The sequence below is a fragment of the Vreelandella nanhaiensis genome (assembly GCF_003990185.1).
Taxonomy (GTDB): Bacteria; Pseudomonadota; Gammaproteobacteria; order Pseudomonadales; family Halomonadaceae; genus Vreelandella; species Vreelandella nanhaiensis.
Map to the genome: position 1 here is coordinate 98 of NZ_RZHF01000022.1, position 23,815 is coordinate 23,912.

17 protein-coding genes are annotated in these 23,815 nt (G+C 54.5%); 3 read left to right on the top strand and 14 right to left on the bottom strand.

The features are described 5' to 3' along the window. Positions 1 to 224: 224 nt before the first annotated feature. From ELY38_RS14230 to ELY38_RS14245, 4 genes are all read right to left on the bottom strand, one after another. On the bottom strand, positions 225 to 2,027 hold the full coding sequence (locus tag ELY38_RS14230; RefSeq protein ID WP_127062916.1) for an acyl-CoA dehydrogenase C-terminal domain-containing protein: 1,803 nt from the start codon (positions 2,025 to 2,027) through the stop codon (positions 225 to 227). Between the two features lie 231 nt (positions 2,028 to 2,258). Further along, positions 2,259 to 3,026 (bottom strand): SDR family NAD(P)-dependent oxidoreductase, encoded by a 768-nt coding sequence (locus tag ELY38_RS14235; RefSeq protein ID WP_127062917.1) that lies wholly within the window; start codon positions 3,024 to 3,026, stop codon positions 2,259 to 2,261. A gap of 20 nt (positions 3,027 to 3,046) precedes the next feature. Then, entirely contained in the window at positions 3,047 to 4,711 is a 1,665-nt protein-coding gene (locus ELY38_RS14240; RefSeq protein WP_127062918.1) for an AMP-binding protein, read from the bottom strand. A gap of 276 nt (positions 4,712 to 4,987) precedes the next feature. Further along, complete coding sequence (locus ELY38_RS14245) at positions 4,988 to 5,551, bottom strand: TetR/AcrR family transcriptional regulator (protein WP_127062919.1); 564 nt, start codon at positions 5,549 to 5,551, stop codon at positions 4,988 to 4,990. Positions 5,552 to 5,675: 124 nt separating this feature from the next. On the opposite strand from ELY38_RS14245, the gene ELY38_RS14250 reads away from it, so the two are divergent. Then, positions 5,676 to 6,863, top strand: a complete 1,188-nt coding sequence (locus tag ELY38_RS14250; protein ID WP_127062920.1) for an acetyl-CoA C-acyltransferase — start codon at positions 5,676 to 5,678, stop codon at positions 6,861 to 6,863. A 99-nt stretch (positions 6,864 to 6,962) separates the two neighbouring features. Here the strand turns inward: ELY38_RS14250 and pstB are convergent, their stop codons facing one another. The 5 genes from pstB to ELY38_RS14275 all read right to left on the bottom strand — a co-directional run bounded on the left by pstB (position 6,963) and on the right by ELY38_RS14275 (position 13,150). Beyond that, positions 6,963 to 7,778, bottom strand: coding sequence for a phosphate ABC transporter ATP-binding protein PstB (gene pstB / locus ELY38_RS14255; RefSeq protein WP_127063047.1), 816 nt, complete (start codon positions 7,776 to 7,778; stop codon positions 6,963 to 6,965). A gap of 21 nt (positions 7,779 to 7,799) precedes the next feature. After that, a complete protein-coding gene (pstA, locus tag ELY38_RS14260; RefSeq protein ID WP_127062921.1) occupies positions 7,800 to 9,158 on the bottom strand; it encodes a phosphate ABC transporter permease PstA in 1,359 nt (452 codons plus the stop codon). A gap of 6 nt (positions 9,159 to 9,164) precedes the next feature. Continuing rightward, on the bottom strand, positions 9,165 to 10,544 hold the full coding sequence (pstC, locus tag ELY38_RS14265) for a phosphate ABC transporter permease subunit PstC (protein WP_127062922.1): 1,380 nt from the start codon (positions 10,542 to 10,544) through the stop codon (positions 9,165 to 9,167). A 103-nt stretch (positions 10,545 to 10,647) separates the two neighbouring features. Further along, positions 10,648 to 11,658 carry a substrate-binding domain-containing protein gene (locus ELY38_RS14270; RefSeq protein ID WP_246009153.1) on the bottom strand — a complete coding sequence of 337 codons (1,011 nt, stop codon included), beginning with the start codon at positions 11,656 to 11,658 and terminating at the stop codon, positions 10,648 to 10,650. Between the two features lie 304 nt (positions 11,659 to 11,962). After that, positions 11,963 to 13,150, bottom strand: coding sequence for a multidrug effflux MFS transporter (locus ELY38_RS14275; RefSeq protein ID WP_127062923.1), 1,188 nt, complete (start codon positions 13,148 to 13,150; stop codon positions 11,963 to 11,965). 166 nt (positions 13,151 to 13,316) lie between these two features. On the opposite strand from ELY38_RS14275, the gene ELY38_RS14280 reads away from it, so the two are divergent. Continuing rightward, positions 13,317 to 14,975 (top strand): methyl-accepting chemotaxis protein, encoded by a 1,659-nt coding sequence (locus tag ELY38_RS14280; RefSeq protein WP_127062924.1) that lies wholly within the window; start codon positions 13,317 to 13,319, stop codon positions 14,973 to 14,975. A 26-nt stretch (positions 14,976 to 15,001) separates the two neighbouring features. Beyond that, positions 15,002 to 15,940 (top strand): transaldolase, encoded by a 939-nt coding sequence (gene tal / locus ELY38_RS14285; RefSeq protein ID WP_127062925.1) that lies wholly within the window; start codon positions 15,002 to 15,004, stop codon positions 15,938 to 15,940. Positions 15,941 to 15,990: 50 nt separating this feature from the next. Here tal and ELY38_RS14290 read toward each other — a convergent pair whose 3' ends face one another. The 5 genes from ELY38_RS14290 to hrpA form a co-directional block, all read right to left on the bottom strand. After that, entirely contained in the window at positions 15,991 to 16,518 is a 528-nt protein-coding gene (locus ELY38_RS14290; protein ID WP_127062926.1) for an STAS domain-containing protein, read from the bottom strand. After that, complete coding sequence (locus ELY38_RS14295) at positions 16,508 to 17,701, bottom strand: PP2C family protein-serine/threonine phosphatase (RefSeq protein ID WP_127062927.1); 1,194 nt, start codon at positions 17,699 to 17,701, stop codon at positions 16,508 to 16,510. The genes ELY38_RS14290 and ELY38_RS14295 overlap by 11 nt, the downstream gene beginning before the upstream one ends. A gap of 8 nt (positions 17,702 to 17,709) precedes the next feature. Beyond that, positions 17,710 to 18,507 (bottom strand): MlaA family lipoprotein, encoded by a 798-nt coding sequence (locus ELY38_RS14300; protein WP_127062928.1) that lies wholly within the window; start codon positions 18,505 to 18,507, stop codon positions 17,710 to 17,712. A 27-nt stretch (positions 18,508 to 18,534) separates the two neighbouring features. After that, positions 18,535 to 19,659 (bottom strand): beta-ketoacyl-ACP synthase III, encoded by a 1,125-nt coding sequence (locus tag ELY38_RS14305; protein ID WP_127062929.1) that lies wholly within the window; start codon positions 19,657 to 19,659, stop codon positions 18,535 to 18,537. A gap of 104 nt (positions 19,660 to 19,763) precedes the next feature. After that, on the bottom strand, positions 19,764 to 23,768 hold the full coding sequence (gene hrpA, locus ELY38_RS14310; RefSeq protein ID WP_127062930.1) for an ATP-dependent RNA helicase HrpA: 4,005 nt from the start codon (positions 23,766 to 23,768) through the stop codon (positions 19,764 to 19,766). Positions 23,769 to 23,815 lie beyond the last annotated feature (47 nt).

The following is a 23,815-nucleotide window of genomic DNA, read 5'->3' on the forward strand; positions in this document are numbered from 1 at the left end:
CTTGATAACCCGAAGGTTTTCACCTTCATTCACCGCTGGTAACGCTTGGCGTCCCCGGCAGCGGATGCGTACTTTACGGACTCCCACGGCCTTTGGCAAGCACTATGTTCAAAAAGTTCAAACTAAATGATAAAAAAAGCGGCAGGACTCACTTTATAGGCACACCCCACAGCATAAGCCTGCCGAAAACCACCGAACAGAGTACTTACCTGATTAACAATTCATCAGATTTCAAAACCCAAACCGAAATCTTCGCTGGAAATTGACATAAGGCTTTCTGCTCCAGACCGGATCATTTGGGCATGCGCCTTGGTACGCGGTAATAGCCGCTGATAGTAAAAGCGTGCTGTATTGAGCTTAGCGGCATAAAACGGCTTGTCATCCCCGTCAAGCGAGGTGGCTGCCTGCTTGGCCGCGCGAGCGAACAGGTAAGCAAGTGCTACATAACCGGAATACATTAGATAGTCGACACTGGCTGCGCCTACTTCCTCACGGTCCTGCATAGCTTTCATGCCTATTTCCATGGTCAGCTCACCCCATTCGGCATTGAGCTTGGCCAGCGGATCAATAAACTCCTTAAGCGCAGGATCGTCAGCCTCGGCTTTACAGAATTTATGAATCTCCTTGGTAAACACCTTAAGCGACTCACCCTGGCTCATAAGCACTTTACGACCCAGCAGGTCTAGCGCCTGAATACCTGTGGTGCCCTCATAGAGTCGGGTTATGCGCGCATCTCGCACCAGCTGCTCCATACCCCACTCTTTAATAAAGCCGTGACCGCCAAAAATCTGTACGCCCTCATTAGTGCTCTCGAAACCCACTTCAGTCAAAAATGCTTTCACAATAGGCGTTAATAGCCCTAGCAGTGTTTCGGCACGCTCCTGCTCTTCACCGGGCTGACCATGCTCCACAACATCCAGCATTTGAGCAGCGTACAGCACCAGCATGCGCCCACCTTCAGCAAAAGCTTTTTGAGTAAGTAGCATGCGGCGTACGTCGGGGTGAACAATAATCGGGTCGGCAGGTTTGTCTGGCGCCTGCTTGCCGGATAAACCACGCATCTGCAGACGATCACGGGCGTAACTGAGCGAGTTCTGGAAACTGGCTTCGATCAGCCCCAACCCTTGAATGCCCACCCCCAGGCGGGCGGCGTTCATCATGGTGAACATGCACGCTAGCCCTTTATTGGGCGGCCCTACTAAATATCCGATAGCGCCATCAAAGTTCATTACGCAGGTAGCGTTACCATGGATCCCCATCTTGTGCTCCAGCGAGCCGCAGGTAACACCGTTGCGCTCACCTGGATTCCCCTGGGCGTCGGGCAGGAACTTGGGCACGACAAACAACGAAATTCCTTTGGAACCTTCCGGGGCATCAGGCAGCTTTGCCAGTACCAAGTGCACAATGTTCTCGGCCAGATCATGCTCCCCTGCCGAGATAAATATTTTGGTACCCGTAATAGAGTACACATCGGTATTCGCAGGCACCGCCCGCGTCTTGATCAAACCGAGGTCAGTACCGCAATGTGGCTCGGTCAGGCACATAGTGCCAGTCCATACGCCCTCGATAAGCTTGGTTAAATAAGTCGCCTTTTGCTCTTCAGTGCCGTGATGGCGTAACGCATCGGCAGCACCGTGGGAAAGTCCCGGATACATCCCCCAAGCCAGATTGGTTGCACAGATCATTTCTGAGAGCATCATGGCCAGCGAGTGCGGCAAGCCCTGCCCGCCATACTCGGGGTCTGCAGCTAAGCTTGGCCAGCCGCCTTCTACATACTGGTGATAGGCTTCTTTAAAACCCTTGGGCGCTTTAACTTCACCGCCTTCTAGCCGACAGCCCTCTTCATCACCGCTTTGATTAATAGGTAGCAACACTTCGCGCGCAAAGCGCCCCCCCTCCTCCAAAATGGCGCTGACAATGTCAGGCGAAGCATCGTCCTTGGACAACGCCGCATAGTGAGCAGGGTAATCAAGCATTTCATCCATAACGAAGCGCATATCGCGCAAAGGGGCCTGATAGCTGGGCATTACACTTCTCCTAAACTGGGGGACTGAAAACCTGACGATACTTTTAAAAAATGGCTTTCAAACACGTGTTTGAAAGTTAACGTGACCTTTTCATTGCGTCAAGCGAGCGTTTGAATTTAACCATTTCACAAGGCAGTTCTTTAGTCGAAGTGGCCCGCGTCCCTGGCTTAAGAAACAAAAAAACTCGCTTGCTTTACGCAGGCGAGTTTCAAGTAACGCTTTGTCAACGTATTACTGCATGCGAATACCGCCATCCAGCCGAATCACCTCGCCATTAAGCATCGGGTTAACAATAATCTGCTCAGCTAATTGAGCGAATTCCTCTGCCTTGCCCAGCCGCTTGGGAAACGGCACGTTAGCGGCGAGCGCTTGAACGGCGTCCTCAGGAATTTCACTCATCATGGGCGTTTCAAAAACGCCTGGCGCAATGGCCATCACGCGAATTGCGTGCCTGGAAAGCTCTCGTGCAGCGGGAAGGCTCATACCCACCACTCCCGCCTTGGACGCACTATAAGCACACTGACCTACCTGCCCGTCAAAGGCGGCGATAGAAGCCGTATTAATAATCACCCCGCGCTCGCCACTATCATCCGGCGAATTTTTAGCCATGGCGGCGGCCGCCAGGCGCATGACGTTAAAGGTGCCTACAAGATTGATATTGACCGTTCTAGCGTAGCTCACCAAGTCAGCTGGATTTCCATCACGATCCACCAGCTTGGCCACGCTCACCACACCCGCACAATGAATAACGCCGGAAAGCCCTCGCTCGCCTCCCAGTGCAACAGCGGTATCAAACGCCTGCTGCATCTGTTCTGCTGACGTAATATCAACCAGACAGGCTTTCGCCCCCTCCCCCAGCCGAGCAGCAAGGGCAGTTACCCCATCATTTAAGTCACACAGCACAACCTTGGCACCTGCTGCAGCCAACCGCTCAGCGGTAGCGGCGCCAAGCCCCGAGGCGGCGCCAGTAATCAAAAACGTACGCTCCTTTACCTGCATAATGACTCTCCCTTGATTGATTATTTGTTATGGCCGGCTTTTTCAGCCGCTTGAGCGCGCAGTTTGAAGCGTTGGATCTTGCCGCTAGGCGTTTTAGGCAACTCATCAACGAACTCGATGACCCGAGGGAACGCATGAGCGGATAGACGCTCGCGCACCTGCTGGCGAATCGCCTCGGCCAGCTCATTGCTTGGCTCGTAACCTTCGCGAAGCACAATATAGGACTTGATCACCTCGCCGCGAAGCTCATCAGGCTGCCCGACCGCCGCAGATTCCGCCACGGCAGGATGCATCATGACGCTATTCTCCACATCGGTAGGGCCTACCCGGTAGCCAGCGGTGGTAATGATGTCATCATCGCGGCCTGCAAACTGGAACGAACCATCCTCATTACGGATCACTACATCGCCGGTCAGATAATAGCCTTTAACAAAAGGATTTTTCTCTTGCCAGGTATACCCCTGGAAAAAGTGCGCCGGAGAATGTTCAATATCCACGGCCAGTACACCCGGCTCTCCCGCTGGCAACTCGTTATACTCCGCATCCAGAATGGCCAGCCGATAGCCCGGCAAAGGTACGCCCATGCCACCTATATGCTTGGGGTGATCAAGGGTGTGATGATTGTTGCAGGTCATGCCCGTTTCGGTTTGCCCGTAGTGGTCCATCACTGAACAGCCAAGCGATTTTTCGACCCAGTTGACCACTTCAGTATTTAACGGCTCGCCTGCCGAGCTGGCAACGCGCAGCGATAACGTTTGATAGGCATTATCGAACAACCCTGACGCCTTCATTAAGCGGTAGGCCGTGGGGGCTGCCGCAAAATTGGTGATCCGGTGACGTTTCATGAAGTCAAGCGCCCCTTCGGCACTAAACCCGGCTTCGCAGAAATGCGTGGTCACACCTAACAGCAGCGGTCCGGTAATGGCGTAGTAAAGGCCATACGCCCACCCAGGGTCCGCCATATTCCAGAAGCGGTCATCATCACGCAGGTCAACGGCAAGTTCCATATACAGCGCAAAGGCGGTCATTGCCGAAAGCGGCACGGCCACTCCCTTGGGCTTGCCCACGGTACCCGAGGTGAACATTTGCAAAAAAGGCTGGGTAGGATCAAGGCGAGGCGGCTGGGCCGTCATCGAGGCGTGTGACAAGGCAGCCTGCCAATCCAGATCATTTTGATGTTCACGGCTCGCCCCTCCCACCATAAGTATTGGCGGGCACTGACTCAAGTCGTCAAACTTATAGCGGTTGGCGTGATCGGTAATCACCAGCTTGGTATCTGCCCGGCCCAAACGGTAATCCACCGCATCAGGCCCAAAAGCTGTAAATAGCGGCTGATACACACCACCTATCCGCCAGGTAGCCAGCACAGCGATCAGTAATGCCTCTGACCGAGGCAGCATGCAGGCAATCCGGTCTCCCTCTTTTAGGCCTTGCGCCACCAACCAACCCGCCAGTTTGCCACTCTGCTCGTCCAGCTCGGCATACGTCAGGGTGTGCGTTACACCTTGGGTATCCTCATGAATCAGCGCCAGCACTTCTCCGCGCCCTGCTCGCACATGGCGCCCGCAGCACGCTTCAAAAGCATTGAGCTGGCCGTCCTGATGCTCATCCAGACGGGCAACCATCTGGCCGATTGAGAAATGCTCAAGATAACCCGAATAATCGGGGAGTGGTGTCGCTGTCATGATGGCTCTCTTATGTTGTTGGTAATGAGCAGTCTTGCAACAGGCGGGGTAAAGTTTTAAGTCATGCGTGCATTGCTTTCAGTTTACGTTAACGGAACCCCACAGGTAATCTCAACGCTAAAAGCAATCCGCAGGAAGCGCAAGCTATCTAACGCGTTAAAGGGTTATACGTTGGTCGAGGAAACACACAGGCAAGTCGCTGGCAGCAAGTGTCTATTTACTACTGCTAGAAAAAAGCATGGAGGGCGTCTAGCAGGTTGCTTAAAAAAACAGCGCTTAGCGCGCCATGATCATTCCAACCAGCTCATCAGCCAAGTCATCAGGGGTGCGCGGCCCGTTAGGGTCATACCAGCGTACGGTCCAGTTCAGAGCGCCCAGAATAAATCGCGAGACGAGAAAGCGATCACCGTGAATCAGCCCGGCCTGTAGTGCATCATCAATAACTTCTACCCATAAAGCCTCATAGGCATCGCGCAAGTGGCTTAGGTGCGCGCTGGCAGCGGGGTCCAGGCGGCGCCATTCAAAAAGGGCCACCACATGAGCGTTACGATCAGCAAACAGGGTTTCCAGATGGGCACGAGCCATTGCCCGCAATCGCGCCTCTGGCTCGGCAGGGTATTGCTCAATCGATTGATGGGCGATGATCAGGGCATTCTGTGTGCCCTCTTCAATGACGGCCGCAAGAATTTCCTGTTTATCTTTAAAATGATGAAACAGGCTGCCTGACTTGATCCCCATCTCTTGCGCCAGCATGCGCACGGTAGTGCGATCAAAACCTTCCTGAACGAATAGCTGAGCAGCCAGTCGTATCAGCTCCTTGCGGCGAGGTGATTCATTCATTACATTCATATCATTCACACTAGCGCTTGCTTGGTTACTCAGGAGAGAACCACAGCCCTGGCAGTGGGTCAACGCATCGCTGGTCACTTCAAACGATAATCACAATAAATCTGAGGAGTTAGCCATGAGCACCGCAACCGATATCGTGTTTCTTGCCGCCACGCGTACACCAATGGGGGGCATGATGGGCAGCCTATCCACCATGAGCGCCCCTGAGCTTGGTGCGGTTGCCATTAAAGAAGCCATTAAGCGAGCGGGCATCGAACCCGGCATTATTGATGAAGGCATAATGGGCTGCGTTCTACCAGCCGGCGCCAAACAGGGGCCTGCTCGCCAAGCCATGCGTCAAGCGGGCATTCCGGATGCGTGCGGCGCCACCACTATCAACAAGCTATGCGGTTCAGGCATGAAAGCAGCCATGCTCGCCCATGACCTGATTAAAGCAGGTAGCGGTGAGATTCTTCTGGCTGGCGGCATGGAGTCGATGTCGAATGCGCCCCATGTACTCACCAAGGCACGTGGCGGCTATCGGCTGGGGCATGGCGAACTCAAGGATCATATGTTTCTGGATGGCCTGGAAGACGCTGAAACAGGCAAGCTGATGGGCGTATTTGCTCAGGATATTGCAACCCAGCGCAACTACACCCGCGAACGACTGGATGATTTCGCGATTGCCTCGCTTGAGCGCGCCATGGCGGCGACTAATGCCGGCTATCTGGCGGAGGAAATGGCCCCTGTCACGGTATCCACGCGCCAAGGCGACACGCTGGTTGAACACGACGAGCAGCCGTTTCAGGCAAAACCGGACAAAATCCGCCAGCTGCGCCCGGCCTTCGCGAAAGACGGCACTATTACAGCCGCCAATGCCAGCTCGATTTCCGATGGTGCCTCGGCGCTTATCCTGGCAAGCCAGGCAGCGGCAGAACGACATGGCGTAAAACCGTTGGCCAGAATGCTGGGGCATGCCACCCACTCACGCCATCCCAGCGAATTTACCATTGCCCCGGTTGGCGCCATTGAAAAGCTGATGAATAAGCTCGATTGGAACGTTAGCGATGTCGACTTATTCGAAATCAACGAAGCTTTTGCCATTGTCACGTTGATGGCAATGGACGATTTAGGCTTACCGCATGAAAAGGTAAATATATTTGGTGGCGCCTGTGCTCAGGGCCACCCGATTGGCTCAACCGGCTCGCGTATCATCGCTACGCTTATTCATGCCTTGCGCACAAAAGGCGGCAGACGAGGTATTGCGAGTTTATGCATTGGCGGAGGGGAAGCGACGGCGGTCGCGGTTGAACTGATAGACTGATGCGCCAAGCGTTAGCCAACGCCTTTTTATTAAGAAGGCGTTGGCCCCAGCTAGTCTCCCCTACCTTTGAAGTCCAAGTGCAAGGGGCAAAGCCACTTCTTAGCCAAAGCGGCCGGTAATGTAGTCGTGGGTTCGCTGATCCTGAGGGTTGGTAAATATTTGATCGGTTGTATCTACCTCTACCAGATCCCCCATATGGAAGAACGCGGTGCGGTCTGCCACCCGGGCGGCCTGCTGCATGTTGTGGGTGACCATCACGATAGTATAGCTCTCGCTCAGCTCATCAATCAGCTGCTCTACCTTGGCGGTGGCAATGGGATCAAGCGCCGAGCACGGCTCATCCATCAGGATAATATCCGGGCTTACCGCTACAGTACGCGCAATGCACAGGCGCTGCTGCTGACCACCGGAAAGCCCCGTACCGGGCTGATCTAGGCGATCTTTTACCTCCTCCCAAAGCCCTGCGCGGCGCAGGCTGCTCTCTACAATATCATCAAGCTCTGCCTTACGGCGCGCCAAACCATGCAGACGCGGTCCGTAGGCAATATTTTCGTAGATTGATTTGGGGAACGGGTTAGGCTTCTGGAACACGATGCCTACCTGGGCACGAAGCAGTACCACGTCGCGATCAGGTGCATAGATATCGTTTTGATCCAGCGTGATCTTGCCTTCTACCCGGCAGATATCAATCGTGTCATTCATCCGGTTAAGGCAACGTAGAAAGGTCGACTTACCGCAGCCCGAAGGGCCGATAAACGCCAGCACCTCATTTTCATAAATATCCAGATCAATGCCGTTGATGGCTTGCGCATCACCGTAGAAGACTTTGACGTCCTGGGCATTCATCTTCACCTTGTCCTTGGCTTTACTTACACGGCTCTCGCCGCTGCCAACGCTTACTGAAGATGTTGCCATGGGTTGTGCAGGAATATTCACTTACCACCTCGTCTCGAATTTTTTACGCAACCAAATCGCCAACGCATTCAAGCTCAGCATTAACCCTAGCAAAACAATAATAGCTGCCGACGTGCGCGCTTCAAAGAAATTGCGTAGCTCATTGCCCTGCCACAGGTAAATCTGTACCGGCAAGGCGGTTGATTGATCTAACGGTGTGCCCGGTACGTTAGCTACAAACGCGTTCATACCGATCAGCAGTAGCGGTGCCGTTTCACCCAGCGCCTGAGCAACGCCTAAAATGGAGCCAGTTAAAATACCCGGCAGCGCCAAGGGCAGCACATGATGGAACACCGTTTGCACCCGAGATGCCCCTATTCCCAACGCCGCTTGACGAATAGATGGTGGGATTGAGCGCAGCGAAGCGCGGGTGGCAATGATAATGGTCGGCAAGGTCATCAGCGTCAGCACCAGGCCACCTACCAACGGCGCCGATAGGGGCAGCCGTAAATAGCCGATAAAGATCGATGCGCCCAGCAAGCCAAACACGATAGAAGGTACTGCCGCCAGGTTGTTGATGTTGATTTCAATCAGGTCGGTCAGGCGATTTTTAGGCGCAAACTCCTCCAGGTAAATCGCACTTGAGACACCCAGCGGCACTGATAGCCCAATCACCACCACCATCATGAACAGCGACCCCATAAACGCCCCGGCAAGACCGGCTGATGCCAGCGAGCTGCGCGAGTCGGTGTTTAAAAACAGTGAGGTGCTGAACGCGTTACGGATAACGCCCTGCTCTTCAAGTTGGTCTGCCCAGGTACGCGTTTGCGCGCTTAACTGCTGGCGGGCATCCGGCAGGTCGCGGTCAATATTACCCTTGATCCATACGTCTACGTTGGCACTGGCTAGCATCTTGAGTTCGACAGTTTGACCAAGTAGCGAAGGGTCTTCGACAAATCGATCGCGCAACGCATAGCGCTCACCTGACGTTACCAGCGCTCGCAAATCTCTTAACTGCCGCGGCTCAACCTCTTCACCCAGGGCCTCTTCCAACGCGTTATCAATCAGCGTTTGCCAATTGACCAGTCCGGCACGGGTCAGCCACTGAGAGTAGCGTTCGTTAAAGGCAAACTGACTCTCGCCGCTTTCACGTTCAGGCTTTGGCTCTAACTGAACCACCTCAGGATCAAAATAGACATCCATGTAGAACGTTGCTTGCCAGAATGCGGGCACCCCGCGCATTAGAATGCTTATAAACAGAATAGCTACCAGCGTCATGCCGGTAACAACCGCCAGCAATCCCATTCGCCGGAAGGCATTTTCCTTGCGATGCCGCTTCGCCAGCGATTTTTCAATCGTCATAAGCCGATGCTGACGACGCTGCTCAATCGATATGGACATGGTCACTTACTCGTATTGCTGGCGATATTTGCGCACTACTACCAGTGCGATGACGTTTAACCCTAACGTGATGACAAAAAGGGTTAGACCGAGGGCAAACGCAACCAGCGACTGCGGGCTCGCAAAGTCCATATCCCCTGTCAATTGGTTGACGATCGTGACGGTAATGGTCGAAACGGCCTCAAAGGGATTGGCATGCAATACGGGATTATTACCGGCAGCCAGCACCACAATCATGGTTTCACCAATCGCCCGGCTCGCTGCCAGCAAAAATGCGCCCACGATGCCAGGGAGCGCGGCAGGCAGCACTACCTGACGAATCGTTTCCGATTTGGTTGCCCCCAGGCCAAGCGCGCCGTCGCGCAGTGATTTAGGCACCTGAGTAATAATGTCGTCAGACAGAGAGGAGACGAACGGAATAATCATGATCCCCATTACCAGCCCCGCCGTAAGCGCGCTGGTCGTGCGAATATTGATACCGATCAGATCGCCAGCGCTAGACAGGAACGGCCCCACCACGATCAGCGCAAAAAAGCCGTAAACGATTGTCGGTATGCCTGCCAGAATTTCGATCACGGGCTTGGCCACGTTACGCAACCAAGGGGGCGCATACTCTGCCATGTAAATGGCGGTCATCAGGCCCACAGGAATGGCAACCAGGAGCGCGATGGTACTAACCATCATCGTTCCCCATAAAAGCGGCAGTAAACCAAATTCCCCCTGGCTTGCAGAACCCGCTGTGCTGAACCTGGGGTTCCAGACAGTGCCAAAAAAGAACTCCGCAGGACTGATAAAGCTAAAAAAGCGTAGCGCTTCACCCAGCATGGAAAGCACGATGCCTATGGTGGTAAAGATGGCCACGGCAGAGCTCGCCGCCAAAGCAAACATGATAACGCGCTCTACCTGGTTACGGGCGCGCCAGTTTGGTGAGATGCGACGCCGGGCGAAAATCAGGCCCACCACTACCAGTACAGCCATCAAGGCGACCAGACTAAAATTCTCAATGGTCTGAAGCCTTGCCATGTGCCCCGCTGCGGCTAGCTCTTCAGGGCTTCCACCACCGGCTACTCCCTGGCCGTTGGCCAATGCGGTTACACGACGCAACAAGGTTTGTAACTCACGATCACTAAGCCCCGCCACCATATCGGCTGGCAGCTGCTGAGTGACCAGCATATCGATTAACTGCGGTGCCAAAAAAGACCACAACAAGAAGATGGCAAGCGCAGGCAGTCCACACCAAAGGGCTACCAGCACGCCATAATAACCGGGCCGAGAATGCATCCGTACATCGTGCTCTGCCGCAACCGCGCGACTGCGAGTTAAGCCCAAGTGGTATGCCAAGGCCATCATTACCAGCAGCGTGGCTATCAAGGCAAGGTTGCTCATTATTTCTCCGCCTTTGACTTCCTACGTCTAAACGCCAGCATCAACTATGCGATGCTGGCGCAAAAACAGACTTGATTAACTTTAAAAACCTGAACCGTCTAGCTTACTCGGCAGTGGCTACCGTACGTGACTGGAACTGCTCCAGCGCTTCGGCGCGCTCTTCTTCATCCATGGGGATCAAGCCAGCATCTTCCAGCGGGCTGCCGTAGCCAGAGATCATTTCATTCAGGAAGAATTCAGTGTATTCAGCCAGGCCAGGAATCACATCCAGGTGCTCGCCCTTCACGTAGAAGAACAACGGGCGAGAAACCGGATATTCACCAGAACCAATGGTTTCCAGGCTCGGGGTTACGCCATCAACGGTTGCAACCTGCAGGCGGTCACGGTTCTGGTCGTAGAAGCTCAGACCGAAAACACCGACCGCGTCTTCCTGAGCGTCCAGGCGGGCCAGCGTTTCAGTGTAGTCGCCAGCGATTTCTACGATACGGCCATCGCCACGTAGATTGTTACAGGCGTCGTCTTCAACTTCAGCAACGGTTTCACAACCCGGGTGAATCACCTTCTCTTCGAAAACTTCACGGGTACCGTGGTTGGAAGCCGGGATGACCAATACGATTTCCTGGTCGGGCAAGCTGCTGTCGATTTCAGACCAACGGGTGTAGGGGTTATCAACCAGCTCACCATCCTGCGGTAACTGGGCAGCGGCTGCCTTGAACACGTGCTCTGGCTTCAAGGCAAACTCGGAACGGTCAAGACGCGAGGCAAACACAATGCCATCATAGCCAAACTTCACTTCAAGAATTTCGTTAACACCGTTCTCACCACAGCTTTCGATCTCACCGCTGCGGATCTGACGAGAAGCATTAGCAATATCAATAGTGTTTTCGCCAACACCTTGACAGAACTGACGAAGACCGCCGCTTGAACCACCAGAACCAACGACCGGCGTGTTGAACTCAGAGTAAGTATTACCGAACTCTTCCGCTACGATACTTGCAAACGGCAGCACGGTAGAGGAGCCAGCAATCTGGATGGTGTCACGAGCCATGGCGGCGGTTGAGACACTGGCGGCTAGACCGGCTACTACTGCAACACTTAGCATCTGCTTTTTCACGTCGTGTTCCCCTTTGGTTTGATATCCGGTCAGCTACTGCTTACCGAAAGTTGGCCTTCTGGCCTTTCACAAAGAGGAGTTTGCACACAATTGATTGCAGAAATATGACAGTTAAAAAATCTTGGCGGAGGGTCTCACCGATTTACAGCAATAACCTAATAGCTGCTTCGGTACATAGAACAAAGGAAGTATATGGAAGCAAGCGCCCAAGGTGATGGGCAACCTTTAGCAATCAGGTTGCCTAGCAACACAGGGGGCAACGCCAGCACAGCCACATACCTCGCTTAGGTAGCCAGGCAAAACGCTAGGCATAGCCTGTAGGTTTCACCGTCAGCATACGCACACCGATATTCCCCAGCACGGATGCTCCCAGCATGGTCAGCACCATGGGCCACAGGTGCGCCACTTCAAATGCGCCGACTAGAAACCCTGCCAACGCCCCACAGCTGAATTGAACTCCTCCCAACAGCGCCGTTGCGGTAGCACTGATATGCCCGAAGTGGTCAAGCAGCGAGGAGATCGCATTGGGGGTAATCAGACCAATCATACCCGTAAACAGCATGACCAAAGGAACCACTGTATATAGCGTGGCGATATTGAGTAACGTGGCCAGCACCAAGCTAAGCGCGGCCACTAGCTGCACCGCTAACCCCAAGCGCAGATTCTGTTGAGGCGTACGCTTGCGCAACAGGTGAATATTGATGCGATTGGAGAGCGCGATGACAACTACGTTGATGCCGAAAACCAACGGATAAATACTGGGAGATAGCGCGAAGTAATCCAGATAAATAAAGGGTGACGCCGTCACAAAAGCGAAAAGCCCCGCGAAAGAAGCGGCAACAGCGCAGATATACCCCATCCCCTCCCGATGGCTCAGTACGCTGGCGTAGTTTCTGACTACCTGCCGGGGGGAAGCCGCGGGCAGCGTCATATCACGGGTTTCTGGTAGTCGCGTGCCCAGGAGCCAGAATAAAAACCCGGCATACACGGCAAGGAACACAAAAATCAGCCACCAGCCGGCGATATGCAGCAGCACACTTCCCACCGCCGGGGCCACCAGCGGCGCCAGCATCATGATCATCGCCATGGTGGACATGACCTTGGCAGCTTCACGGCCACTAAAGCAGTCGCGCACGATAGCGGCAGAGTTAACCACGCAGGCGCCGCCCCCGAGAGCCTGAAGAAAGCGCCAGGCCAACAGCGTAGTCAAGCTATCGGCGGTCGTGATCATCAGGCTGGTCAGCATAAATACCGCTAACCCACCCAGCAGTACCGGCTTGCGCCCTACCCGATCAGAAAGCGGGCCAAAACAGAGCTGGCCAATCGCGAAGCCCAGCAAAAACACGCTGATGGAAAGCTCGGTATGGTGAATGCTGGCATTAATGGATTCAGCAAGCACGCCAATGGCTGGCAAATAGGCATCAATCGCAAACGGGGCAAGCGCTGTGTTGGCTGCAACCAACAAGGCGACCCGTCGTGGGTTGAGTTCCATGAGGCTCCTTTAGATATTCGACACCATCATGCAAGGCCGATGATAGATAGACCGCTAATGATACAGTTACCTCATAAATTTAGCACCGCACGCGCTAAAAACTGCAACATAACCTGCTTAGCCTTTGCTTCATAAGCCCTTACCAATACTTATTCTTGGGAATATTATGAACGTTAACGCATTGAAAAATTTCTCATTACGCTGGTTAAGTCTATCGGCACTCGTGTTGGTCGCGTTCTGCGTATTGATGTTTGCATTATTAACCTGGAAAGTAATGCAACAAAGCCAACACGGCTTGGCCGCCCTTGAGCAGGTTAACGTTCAACAGTCATCATCGCTCAACCGGCTGCATATTGCAGGGCTTGAAGGGTTACATCGCCTGGACCGCGCGCTGGAGCGTCAGTTACGTCCTTCTCTAGGCGACCCTGCTGAGGCGCTTCAGGCGGTTGAAAACGAGCTTTCTGAAATGACGGTGTCACTGACCAGTTTCCTGGAGGCAACTGCCAATACTTCCTATGAAACGCGGCGCGACGCTATTGAACAGCAGGCACGATCACTTATCGCCATCATGTATGAACAGCTAAATGCCGTACAGATGGGTGATCGCGGCGGGTATCGACAGTTAACGCTGGATGCCTTGGCGCATAGCCAAGCATTTAGCGAGGAAGCCCGTACTTTTTATCAACTGGCCGATCGCCAAGGTATCGATCTAATGACTCAGGCCGAAAACCGTGCGCAATCTATCGGGCAATTGCTGTTGTTGGGGATTGGCCTGGCTTTTGGGTTACTTGGCTTGATGGCCTGGATAGGCCAGCGCCATATTTTGCTGCCTATTAATCGTTTGATCAGCCATTTTCGCACCATGGCCGGGGGCGATTTAAGCGTTGCGGTCCCACAGCAGGGAAATAACGAGATAGGCCAGCTCTACCAAGCGCTTGATCATATGCAGCGGGCATTGATTGACACCGTTTCAGAGCTGCACGGTAATAGCCGCCATATCTTCGATAGCGCTCAACGTCTGGCGCTAGGCAATGAAGATTTGGCCATTCGTACCCGCCAGCAGAATGCCTCCCACGAAGCGACCGCAGCCAACCTAGATGAATTAACCGAGAACGTGGCCACCACGGCAGGTTACGCTGCAGACGCCACTCAGCTGACCTCTACGGCCGCCGCGCAGTCGCAGGAAGGCAGCCAGACCATGACCGAATTTCTTACGACCATGCAAGAAATCCATACGCGGTCCAAAAAAGTCGACGAAATTGTCAACGTTATCGATGCTATCGCGTTTCAAACCAATATTTTGGCCTTGAATGCCTCCGTTGAGGCCGCACGCGCGGGCGAACAAGGTAAGGGCTTTGCTGTAGTAGCCGGTGAAGTGCGCGGGCTCGCCTCACGAAGCGCAGAAGCTGCTCGTCAGATTCAAGCACTTCTGGCCACTTCAGCCAGCAGTATTGAACGTGGCCACGCGCTGTCGACCCAGGCAAGCCAGGGCATGCAAGCCATTGTGGCGTCAACCGAACAGGCCAATAGCCTCATGCTGCAGATTGCCGATGCTGCCAGTGAGCAGCATCAGCATATAGAGCAACTGAACGCGACCCTGCACGAACAGACACAGGTGAACCGGGCCAATACTCGTCAGGTCGAAACGACAGCAAAAGATGCGATGTCGCTTGAGGCTGCCGCGGAGCGGATGCGTGAACAGGCAGCTCGCTTTAAAGTCGCCAACAATATGGCCTGCGACGATTTTGTTTGGCAGGCATCGCAAGCGGTACCGGCGGAACATCCATCGGATAATATTCAGCGCGCTCAAGCCTTGCTACAGTAAGGGATCATTTACGCAAGGAGCACTGCATGGCCACTAGCTTACTGACCCAACTTAGAGAAATGACGTCGGTTGTCGCTGACACCGGCGACCTTGAAGCCATTCGTCGTTTTACGCCCCAGGATGCAACCACCAACCCTTCACTGATACTCCAGGCGGCCCAACAGGAGCAGCGCCGGGCACGTCTTGCCGTTATTGCCAAGGAAAGCACCGATATTGATGATGCAGCTGACCGGGTGGCCGTTGAGATCGGTAGTGAAATTAGTGAACTGGTCCCAGGCTATGTTTCAACGGAAGTCAGCGCCCGCCTCTCTTTTGATCGTGATGCCACCATTGCGCGTGCGCACTCACTGATTGAACGCTATGCCCAGAAAGGCGTTGGTGCAGAACGCATTCTGATCAAGATGGCGTCCACCTGGGAAGGTATTCAGGCAGCTCAACAGCTTGAGCGTGAAGGCATTCGCACCAATCTTACCCTGCTGTTCGGCTTTGCCCAGGCGCAGGCGTGTGCCGATGCTGGGGTAACACTTATCTCTCCCTTTGTCGGCCGCATTTTGGATTGGTATAAGGCGCGCAAACCCGATGCCGACTTTGCCGGTGACAACGATCCGGGCGTGCAGTCGGTTAAGCAGATCTACAACTATTATAAGGGACATGGCTACGCCACTATCGTGATGGGCGCAAGCTTTCGCAATATTGGCGAAATTCAGGCCCTGGCCGGTTGTGACAGGCTAACCATTTCTCCGGCACTGCTTAACGAGCTTGATGAGCAGCAAGGCGAACTGCCACGTAAGCTGACCCCTATGGGCGCTAGCAGCTCAAAAGCCGAAACGCTGACGCAGGGTGATTTTCGCTGGGCAATGAACGAAGATGAAATGGCATCTGACAAGCTGGCGGAAGGTATCCGCAAGTTCATGGCAGATCAGCGTCAGTTGGAAACGCTTCTGGAGACGTTACGAAAGGCGTGATGTGTTATCAAAGGATATGAGTACGAAAGCGCGAAGATACGAAAGCCCTATCAAGGGCTTTCGTGTTGAGGCTCGGTGTTTTGGGCTTCCAGCATTTCCACCAGCGGCTGAAACTGCTCGCGGTTATGCTCGTTCATATGCATTAGGATACGATGCGCTTCAAGAATACGCTCGCGCAGCCCTACTTCGTCCGCAGGCTCCTCGGGTAACTCAATTAGTGCGTCATTGAGCGCAGAGCTTTGCTGAAGCGGTGCCTCCATCAGCGTAAAAAAACGCGCAAAGCCCATCACGTCGAGCATTTTTCGAACATCGGGGTTATCGGCAATAATTGTAGGTGGATGTACCAGCTGCCCTTTCACCGCCATAGCGACCTTGGCCAGAAAGCCCAGCGCGGTTGAGTCAACGTTCGTTGCCTCCCGCAGGTCAATCATGACTGCACGCAGCCCCGGCGTTTCAGCAAGGCGCTGTGCCTGAGTATCAAGCGTGGCGCAAAGCGTTAGACGCACATCACCGCACAGTTTTAAGACAAAAACACCAGAGTCGAACGCCGCCTTGATACGGCCTTCTTCAATCAGCATGACCAAATCCGCTCACCATCATGATTGTCAGATCATCGGGTAAAGCATCGCGGTCTTGGTTCGCCTCATCAATTGCGCCTCCTTCTGCCAGGAGCGCATTTGTTTTGGCTAGCCGGTCGCGCAACTGCTCAAGCGTGACACTTTCGCTTACTAATTGCTCAAGTTCCTTGAGCCGCGTGTCGAGCGTTTTACCCGGCAAGCATTCCAATACACCGTCTGAACACAGCCATAAACGAAATTCAGCCGGTAAAGCACAGCTGAGCGAAGGATACTCTATATCCGGAAAAAGACCTACCGGCATTCCCTCTCCTTCAAGCCGAACGAGCCTACCGTTGGCGGCCAATAAAGGCATGGGCAGCTGTGCGCCGAGCGAATAGTGAAGGGTATGCGCCTGATGGTCAATAACCCCGACAAACAGGGTTGCATGTTTACCGATGTCAGTCCCCTGCAATTCGCGGTTCATGGAGGCCAGCCAGTTAGGCGCCAGCTGCTCTGGCTGCTGGCCATCCCACTCATGAAGCCAGCGATTACACAGATACTTCAAAAGCACCGTCACAAAGGCTGAAGACGCGCCATGCCCTGAAACATCGGCAAAGTAGAAAACACTGTAGCGCTCGTTATAACGCTGGTAATCGAGAAAATCACCGGATAGATAGAGCGAGGGCGCAAACCAGTAATCATAATAGACGCTATTGATTACCTTGGGGCGTGCTGGCAACAGTCGACGTTGAATATGCCCTCCACTCTGCTGATCCATGCGCAATAGCGCAAGATGCGTCTCCAGGCTCTCATTCAACTCCGCAAGCCGTTCACGGTCACGGTCGCGCTCAATTGCAAGTGCATTTAACTCAATAGCTTTACGGATCATACGCCGCAGCAGTTCAGCATGGCGCAGAGGGTGCACAATGTAGTCGACAAGGCCTACATCAATCGCTTTGATCAGATCTGCATCCTCACGGGAATCGCTGACCACCAGGGTAGGTAGGCGGCCAGCCAACTGTGACCACTGCTGACGCGGTACAGAATGCGCATGGGCCACAATCAGAGCGGTCTCTACAGGCAGGTGGTCGATATCTGCCGCCGCGAACACCCACATGTCGTCACAGGTGATCGCTTCTGCCAACGCGTTACGCTCCGGACCCGGCTCGTCGATCACCGCAATCAGCTGCTTGGAATGATCCATGTTACGCCTCAATCGGCAAAATCGTCGTCACTAAAGTCGCTATCGTCAAATTCAAAGCTGTCCATTGCAAACGGGTCATCGCCTAACTGGCCATCGTTAATTTCAAACTGGCGGCGCTGCAGGAAGGCATCGCGTATAAACCGGTACCGATCGCCTTGAATCAAGTCTTCCTGGTCGAGCAGCCCCGCGCGAATATCAACGATATTGAGTGCCATCAGCCCTAGCCGAGTAGGGTCATCTTCAATATAAAACGTTGGATAAGAAGCCATATCCGCGGGCAGCCCGGTGGTATCGCGCAACGTGCTGGGCCCTAGCAATGGCAAAACCAGGTAACGCGAGTCCTGCCATCCCCAAGCGGCCAGCGTTTGCCCGAAATCTTCATCGTCTGCGGTGATTTCCATCAGCGTTGCGTAATCGAGCAGCCCGCCAATACCCACCGTTGTGTTGATCAAGAACCGGGAGGTGGCTAGCCCCGCATTGGCAGGTTTTCCCTGAAGCAGGCTATTGATGACCGTGCGTATTTCTCCCAGGTTGGAAAAGAAATTGCCGATACCGGTTTGCACGGGGTCAGGCGTCACAGTGCGATAGCCTTTTGCCACTGGCTTTAATGCATAACGGTCCAGCACATCGTTAAATACAAACACCCGGCGGTTAAAGCCTTCCCAAGGATCTTCCGGACTGTACGCCTCTTGCGCTACTTGCGAACTGGCACAGCCGCTGACTGCCAGCGTGGTAAGCAGCAAGACAGGCAGCACTGCCTTGGGCATGGAGATAGTGGGCTTCTGCCTGGCTAATAACCGCAGCATGATCTTTCCTCTTGTAAAACCTGAATGCTATGACTGGCGCCGAACCACGACGCTACCAGCGCTGTAACCTGCGCCGAAAGAACAGATCACGCCGATATCCCCCTTCTCCAACCCACTGCGGTGCAGATGAAAGGCAATAATGGAACCTGCTGAACTGGTATTAGCGTAGCGGTCCAGAATAATGGGCGCCTGCGCTTCACTCGGCTCAAAGCCCAGTACCTTGCGTGCGATAAGATCGTTCATATGACGATTTGCCTGATGCAGCCACATTGTCTTGAGATCGCTTCCCGATAGCTCAAGCGATGCCAGATGCTCCACGATCAGCTTGGCGACCAAGGGACATACTTCCTTGAAAACCCGACGCCCTTCCTGCACAAACAGCTTGTCTATTGCCAACGGATCACTGTCCGTCACGCGGTTTAAAAAACCGGCGTTATTACGAATGGCATTGGAAAACTGGGTAATCAGGCGCGTGCCTAGAATTTCAAAGCGCTCATCGCTAACGGCATCTGCACCATTTTCTAATACCACTGCAGTACAAGCATCGCCGAAAATAAAGTGGCTGTCACGGTCTTGAAAATTTAAATGTGCCGAACAGATCTCGGGATTGACCACCAGCGCGCGTTTAATACGTCCTGCGGCAATAGCATTGGCAGCGGTTTCCAGGGCAAAGGTGGCGGAGCTGCAGGCAACGTTCATATCAAACCCGTAGCCGCTCGTGCCCAGCGCCCGCTGCACTTCCACGGCCACCGCCGGGTAAGCCCTTTCCAGGTTCGAACAGGCCACAATCACCAGGTCAATATCTTCAGCCGCGACCTGGGCATTATCCAACGCCTGACGAGCTGCAGCCGTGGCCATGTCACACTGAATGGAAGGCTCGTCATTTTGCCGCTGAGGTAGCCGGGGACGCATACGCTCGGGGTCGAGAATCCCTTTAGCGTCTAATACATAACGGCTTTTAATACCAGAGGCTTTTTCGATGAACTCGCTGCTTGAATGGGCTAATGGCTCACGCTCGCCTCTGGCGATTTCATCTTTATAAAGCACATTCTGGTTATCCACCCACGTATTGAATGCGTCGACCAGCGCCGCATTATCAACGGCATGTTCCGGCGTATAAAGCCCCGTGCCGGTTATCACCACATCATTCATGCCTATCTCCTCCAAGCGGCTTACTGCCCATTATTCGCTATTGGGACCCAGGACCCGGCTTATGGTTACTGTGTGCGTTATTGGATCGTTTTACCAGTCGACATCTAAACGCTAATTATCTCTTGCCAACGTTTTTCAAGGCGTTTAACCGATACCGGCATCAGCGTGCCCAACTGTTGAGCAAACAGCGATACACGAAGCTCCTGCAACCACCAGCCAAATTCCACCAGCTCGGGGTCTTCTACGTGGCCGCGTCGTTCGCTTTTACGCCTTGCATCAAAGCGCGCTTCAAGCGCTTGAACGTCATGCATCATCATTTGGTCACGCCCGCGCTCTCGGGCGGCTTTTTCAAGTCGAATAAGCGCGGCTTCCGTGTAACGGGGATACTCCGTCAGCCATTTCCCGGCATCGCGAATGAAGCCAGGATAAACCAACCGCTGCATCTGTGTGCTGATGTCGCTATAGGCCAAAGCAAGCGCAAAGTTGAGCTTGCCTTTAAGTACCTTGCTGACTGCCAGATGCCCTTTTAATGCCGCTTCAACTTGTTTTAAAAGTGTCGTGGCATGTTCAATAAGCTCTGCTTTAGTGGTTTCCAGACGCATGGCAAGCTCAGCAGACGAACGCGGCAGCGGATGCTGGGCCGCTACCTGGGTAAATACGGCCAGCAGCAGGTCATCTACCAGCTCCTGCTTGCTACCTACCTTGGCAAACAGCAGTGCGCACTTCTCCACCCCAGGCAAGCGCTTGATCAGCTTCACCTGGTCCGGCTGTTTGGCGATAGCCAGGCGGGCAACGCCCTCCTGGTGCGCCGCCAAGGCTTTCGCAGGATGATCAAACAGCGCTACCTTGAACTCATTGGCATCAGCCACCAGGGCCGGATACGCCTCGACACGAATCCCAGCCTGGGTAGTCACACGAGATTCCGGCAGCGGCTCATCAGGCAAGCCTTCAAGCGCCGGCGCCTGGCTTGCCTGCTCGGCCAATGCCTGGGCGCCGGCGCTGGCGGCGGCTTCAAAGCGTTTTTCAAGGGCTCTTACATCACGCCCTTGACCAAGTAGTTTTCCAGCATGGTCAACCACACGAACGTTCATTGTCAGATGCGGTTCAAGCAAATCCAGTCGCCAATCATCGGGGTGTACCCGCGTGCCGGTTCGTCGGCGAATGAACTCGCCAAGCGCTTCGGTTAACGGCCGCTGGTCAGGTACCAACGTTTCCAGCGCAGCGTCCACCCAGTCGGGGATGGGGACCACCTGACGACGAATGCTTTTAGGCAACGATTTTAATAGCGCAATACACTTTTCTCGTAAAAGCCCTGGCACCACCCATTCCAGGGCATGCACCGGCAGTTGTGACAGCATGGCCGCTGGCACGGTCAGTGTCACGCCATCATCTTCCGCGTTGGGATCAAAATGATAGCTCACCGGATACGCGACGCCAGCAAGCGTGAGATGGTCAGGATATTGAGCCTGGGTAACGTCGGCGGCATCGCGTGCTTTGAGCGCTTCAATATCGAAGTGCAAAAGCGTGGGCGTTTGACGCTCCGCCAGTTTGCGCCAGTGCTCGAAACCTTTGCCGTTGACAATATCGTGAGGAACCCGCTCATCGTAAAACGCATACAGGGTTTCTTCATCGACCAGAATATCGCGCCGACGGGCACGATCTTCCAAGGCCTCGACTTCATCAATCAGCGCACGGTTATGGGCGAAGAAAGTGCCCTGAGTCGTAAATTCGCCCTCCACCAGAGCGCGGCGAATAAACAGCTCGCGTGACTCCTCCGGGGCAATCGGTCCGTAGTGCACGCGGCGACGCGCGACAATGGGTAGCCCAAACAGCGTCACCTGTTCAAAAGCCACTACTTGCGCACGCTTTTGCTCCCAGTGGGGTTCGCTATAGCTACGTTTAACCAGATGCTGGGCCTGGGGTTCTATCCATTGCGGGTCGATCTTGGCCACAGTGCGCGCATAAAGTTTGGTGGTCTCGATCAGCTCAAACGCCATGATCCACTTGGGGGATTTCTTGGCAAGCCCCGAGCCTGGGTGAATCATGAACTTGCGATTGCGCGCGCCCAGATACTCGCGGTTTTCCAGCAGCGTGCCAAGGTTGGATAACAATCCTGAAAGCAGCGCCTGATGTAACTTTCCAGAGATTTTGCGCCGCGCTTGGCGCGCTTGTTCCTCGCTCTGCTCATCATCTTTCGGCAGCGGCGCAGGAACTTCTATGTCCATTTCACGTAGCAACTGTCTGAGCTGACGGAAGGTATCGTGCCACTCGCGCATGCGCAGGTAGTTAATATAGTGCTCGCGGCACCAGCGGCGCAGCTGGTTGCCCGATAGCACTTCACGGGCATTCTCGATGCCGTGCCACAAATTGAGTAACGCAACAAAATCAGAATCGGGGTCATGCCAGCGCTGGTGCGCCTGATCGGCAGCCTGGCGTTTATCCGCCGGACGGTCACGCGGGTCCTGAATGGCAAGTGCTGAAACCACTACCAGTACATCACGCAGGCTACCGCGCTCGGCACCGGCCAGTACCATGCGCGCCAAACGCGGGTCAATGGGCAGCTTGGCCAGCTTGCGGCCAAGCGGGCTCAGGCGATGACTTTCATCCACCGCCCCCAGTTCAAACAGCAGCCGGAAGCCATCTTTTACAAACCGGCTGTCCGGCGGATCGACAAACGGAAACGCATCGATATCGCCAAGCTTGAGCGCCAGCATGGAGAGGATGACCGACGCCAAGTTGGTGCGCTGAATTTCGGGGTCGGTAAATCCAGGCCGGGAAAGAAAGTCCTCTTCATCATAAAGGCGAATACAGACGCCTTCCGCCACCCGGCCACAACGCCCCTTACGCTGGTTGGCGCTCGCCTGGCTAACCGGCTCGATAGGCAGACGCTGAATCTTGGCCCGGTAACTGTAACGGCTGATACGCACCAGGCCTGGGTCAATCACATAGCGAATGCCCGGTACCGTCAGCGAGGTTTCCGCAACGTTAGTGGCCAGCACAATACGCCGACCGCGATGGGCAGTGAATACCCGGTTCTGCTCCTCATTGGAGAGTCGCGCGTAAAGCGGCAGAATTTCCGTGCCCTTCAAGTCCGCCCGGCGCAGGGTATCGGCCGTTTCCCGAATCTCGCGCTCGCCGGGTAGAAACACCAGCACGTCACGCGGGCCATGCAGCCAGCCCTTTTCACGCTCGATGGTTTCGATCTCGTGAACCGCATGCAGGATCCCCTCTTGTAGCGTGCGGTCCTCTTCGTCGTCTTCATCACGCACCAGGGGGCGATAGTGCACCTCCACCGGATACGTGCGCCCTGACACCTCTACAACCGGGGCGGGCGCACCTGGCATACCAAAATGCGCAGCAAAGCGCTCAACATCAATCGTCGCCGACGTGATAATGACTTTGAGATCAGGGCGCTGAGGCAGCAGCCGCTTAAGGTAGCCCAGCAGAAAGTCAATATTCAGGCTGCGCTCGTGTGCCTCATCAATAATGATCGTGTCATAGCGCAGCAGCAAAGGATCGTGCTGGGTTTCAGCAAGTAAAATCCCATCGGTCATCAACTTGACCAGCGTGGTAGGGCTGCTCTGGTCAGTAAAACGCACCTGATAGCCCACCTGATCACCCAGCGGCACTTCAAGCTCTTCGGCCAACCGCGAAGCCACACTGCGCGCGGCAAGCCGGCGGGGCTGAGTATGGCCAATGAGGCCTTTTCTTCCTCGGCCCAGCTCCAGGCACATCTTGGGTAGCTGGGTAGTTTTCCCCGAACCGGTTTCGCCGGCAATCACCACCACTTGATGATCACGAATGGCAGCAAGAATGTCTTCCCGGCGTTCGACCACCGGCAGCTCAGCTGGGTAGTTGAACGTGACCTTCAGCGCTTCACGCTGATTGAACACCTGTTGAGCCCGCTGGATCTCGCGCTGCACCTCGTTGACACCATGATCAATAGGCTTTGCATCGCGCACGCGCCGCGCAAGCCCTGCTACACGCCGCTCCAACCTTTGAGCGTCGCGCAGCATGACATTGCCCAATGCTTCTTTTAGGGAAGCAAGGCGTTGGCGGTCGTTGAGATCAGAAGGCGTATCAGTGGTCACGTTAGGCTCGGTTTCCATTGGTTATTTAAAAAAGCAGGGATGCCAATCGCAGAACAGCAGACCCC

Bases quoted from the DNA above. Each gene is read 5' to 3' on its own strand.
- ELY38_RS14245 (WP_127062919.1), bottom strand. From the start codon at position 5,551: ATGAATGAATCACCTCGCCGCAAGGAGCTGATACGACTGGCTGCTCAG.
- ELY38_RS14305 (WP_127062929.1), bottom strand. From the start codon at position 19,659: ATGAATGATGTGGTGATAACCGGCACGGGGCTTTATACGCCGGAACAT.
- hrpA (WP_127062930.1), bottom strand. From the start codon at position 23,768: ATGGAAACCGAGCCTAACGTGACCACTGATACGCCTTCTGATCTCAAC.
- ELY38_RS14275 (WP_127062923.1), bottom strand. From the start codon at position 13,150: ATGGAACTCAACCCACGACGGGTCGCCTTGTTGGTTGCAGCCAACACA.
- ELY38_RS14290 (WP_127062926.1), bottom strand. From the start codon at position 16,518: ATGCTGATTGAAGAAGGCCGTATCAAGGCGGCGTTCGACTCTGGTGTT.
- pstB (WP_127063047.1), bottom strand. From the start codon at position 7,778: ATGGCAACATCTTCAGTAAGCGTTGGCAGCGGCGAGAGCCGTGTAAGT.
- ELY38_RS14295 (WP_127062927.1), bottom strand. From the start codon at position 17,701: ATGGATCATTCCAAGCAGCTGATTGCGGTGATCGACGAGCCGGGTCCG.
- ELY38_RS14240 (WP_127062918.1), bottom strand. From the start codon at position 4,711: ATGACAGCGACACCACTCCCCGATTATTCGGGTTATCTTGAGCATTTC.
- pstC (WP_127062922.1), bottom strand. From the start codon at position 10,544: ATGAGCAACCTTGCCTTGATAGCCACGCTGCTGGTAATGATGGCCTTG.
- ELY38_RS14230 (WP_127062916.1), bottom strand. From the start codon at position 2,027: ATGCCCAGCTATCAGGCCCCTTTGCGCGATATGCGCTTCGTTATGGAT.
- ELY38_RS14300 (WP_127062928.1), bottom strand. From the start codon at position 18,507: ATGCTGCGGTTATTAGCCAGGCAGAAGCCCACTATCTCCATGCCCAAG.
- ELY38_RS14235 (WP_127062917.1), bottom strand. From the start codon at position 3,026: ATGCAGGTAAAGGAGCGTACGTTTTTGATTACTGGCGCCGCCTCGGGG.
- tal (WP_127062925.1), top strand. From the start codon at position 15,002: ATGGCCACTAGCTTACTGACCCAACTTAGAGAAATGACGTCGGTTGTC.
- pstA (WP_127062921.1), bottom strand. From the start codon at position 9,158: ATGTCCATATCGATTGAGCAGCGTCGTCAGCATCGGCTTATGACGATT.
- ELY38_RS14250 (WP_127062920.1), top strand. From the start codon at position 5,676: ATGAGCACCGCAACCGATATCGTGTTTCTTGCCGCCACGCGTACACCA.
- ELY38_RS14280 (WP_127062924.1), top strand. From the start codon at position 13,317: ATGAACGTTAACGCATTGAAAAATTTCTCATTACGCTGGTTAAGTCTA.